Here is a 2,526-nt window from a genome sequence, read left to right as displayed (position 1 = left end):
ATCACCTAGCCCCCCCGACACCCCGCGCCCCCGCCCCCCCGGGGCCCCCCCCCCCCCCGTGCTCGGCTCCCCCCCCCCCCCCCACCCCCAACCCCCCCCCCCCACCACCTGCGGCCGGCAGCTGAGAGGACGCCGACCGCACAGCATGTGAGAGATGCTGGCCGACTCCAAGAACAGCCACTCCGCATCCCCCGGTTCGCCAGTCTCAGCCCAACCGCTCGCCAGCCGGGGCATCATGACTGCATGCAAGTTGAAGCGATATCAGCGCTTGCAGCCGAGGTCGCCTCGCAGGCGGCCCACGATGAATGGCGCGGCAACACGCGACGAGAAGCCGCGATCACGTTCGTCCTCGCGGGGGAACAGCAGCTGGAGACGATCAGGGTTCTTAGAAGACATCTCATTTGGGCTTGCAGGCTGCTTCCGTGACGATCGTGGAGCGCCTGGTGCCGGACGAGTTGTGGGAGCTGTTCCAGTTGGTGGTGCCGGAAGCTCCGGTACGTCCGCAGGGCGGAGGCCGGCGGCGGCACGGGGATCGTGAGGTGTTGGCGGCGATCGTGTTCGTCGCCACCTCGGGGTGTACCTGGGCTCAGCTGCCGCCTTGTTTCGGCCCATCCGGGCCTACCGCCCACCGGCGCTCACCGAGTGGAGCAGGGCCAGGGTGTGGGCCAAGCTCCACCGGGTCGTCCTGGACGAGCTCGGCTCACGGGGTGAGCTGGACTGGTCGAGGTGCGCGGTCGACTCGGTGAACATGCGGGCCCTGAAAAAGGGGAGCTGACAGGTCCGAATCCTGTCGATCGGGGCAAGTGCGGGTCGAAGATCCACCTGCTCACCGAACGCACCGGTTTACCCCTGTCGCTCGCGATCTCCGGGGCCAACGTCCACGACAGCCAGGCCCTGATACCGCTCGTCGACGCCATCCCGCCGATCCGCTCGCGATGCGGCCCCGGGCGGCGCCGACCCGGCAAACTGCACGGCGACAAAGCCTACGACCACCGCTTCATCCGTGCTTACCTTCGCCGCCGACAGATCCCCGCCCGCATCACCCGCCGAGGCATCGACTCCTCCCAGCGCCTCGGCAGGCACCGCTGGGTGATCGAGCGCACCGTCGCCTGGCTCGGCGGATTCCGCCGACTCCACCGCCGTTACGAATGCAAGGCCGACCACTTCGCAGCCTTTGCCAGCATCGCCGCAGCTCTCATCTGCATCCGAAGACTCTCCAAATGAGATGTCTTCTTAAGATCGCTGAGAAGACATTTGATTTGGACGAGGTCGCGCAAATGTGGCGGGAGCTGCTGAATGCTCTGGCTCTGGTGCGGATCGAGGGTCCGGAACCGTTCTCAGCGAAGGCTTCCCAAGCCTGGAAGACCTTGAACTCGGTCACGCTCGACGTGGTTAGCGCCCATAGGCGTCTAACTCCCGTGCTGTTATTGCGATTTGCGGCCGACCAGGGAGACTGAGCCGCGAAGATGGTCCTGAAAGAAATCAACCACCCTCGGAAAAATCCCGTGCCCGCAGCAGTCTGGGCGGCACTGAGGGAGAACCAGCTGTTCTCTCCTAGACCTCGGCGCTGGCTCGGCGTGCTAGGTGGGACGGCCCTGGACCGCGGCCGGGCCCACGGTCAGTGGTCTCCTTTGGCGACTCGTACGCCCAGTTCCGCAGGGAACTTGTTGAATTCAGCGACTCAATTCGCGAACAGTTTGACGCGGCCACGCCTATTTTGTCGTCTCGTCGGGCCAGCATCATCGGGCGAAGGAGTGAGCACCGCGAACTGCTGTGGTCGTCTGAGTGGGAGGCCGCGGAGCAACCCCCGCGAGCGCGGGGCCGATGCAGGAGCAGGAAGCCGCAATCCGGGCCGGCCGGAGCAACCCCCGCGAGCGCGGGGCCGACGTGGGGGCTTGGGGAAGTGGGGGTCAGACCTCGGAGCAACCCCCGCGAGCGCGGGGCCGACAGCTGGGCGGGGTCGCGGCGCTCGGGGTCGATGGAGCAACCCCCGCGAGCGCGGGGCCGACCGGGGCTTCGTCGTTCCCGCGAAACTGGGACAGGAGCAACCCCCGCGAGCGCGGGGCCGACAGGAGGTTCGCGGCCATCTCCAGGGTGTCCATGGAGCAACCCCCGCGAGCGCGGGGCCGACATGTTGCTCGCGGAACGGGGCTTCGCGCTGGTGGAGCAACCCTCGCGAGCGCGGGGCCGACGGGTGTTCCGTGAGCGGCACCGGCCGGCCCACGGAGCAACCCCCGCGAGCGCGGGGCCGACCTGCACCGCCTGTGGACCTGGCCCACGCGGCTGGAGCAACCCCCGCGAGCGCGGGGCCGACGTCACCGGAGCCGAAAGCGTCAAGCGCGCCCTGGAGCAACCCCCGCGAGCGCGGGGCCGACAAGCCCCGGTCGATGTCGCCGAAGTGCTCGGGAGAGCAACCCCCGCGAGCGCGGGGCCGACTGCTAAGCGCCTGACACGGCGAGGGCTGTCTGTGATCAAACACACCGAGACCCGGTGCCAAACCCAGAGGGAGGGGGGACTACGGGGCGC

Annotated in this window: 1 pseudogene and 1 CRISPR repeat array; the pseudogene reads left to right on the top strand. The window is 68.4% G+C overall.

Annotation, left to right across the window (positions count from 1 at the left end):
• Window positions 1-428: 428 nt before the first annotated feature.
• Window positions 429-1,224: pseudogene (locus ACFV6D_RS32705) on the top strand (IS5 family transposase).
• A gap of 573 nt (window positions 1,225-1,797) precedes the next feature.
• A CRISPR array of direct repeats spans window positions 1,798-2,436; the repeat unit is 27 nt; unit sequence GAGCAACCCCCGCGAGCGCGGGGCCGA.
• Window positions 2,437-2,526: the final 90 nt, after the last annotated feature.

The organism is Kitasatospora sp. NPDC059812 (assembly GCF_042732075.1).
Taxonomy (GTDB): domain Bacteria; phylum Actinomycetota; class Actinomycetes; order Streptomycetales; family Streptomycetaceae; genus Kitasatospora.
This window is presented reverse-complemented; position numbering and strand designations above follow the sequence as displayed.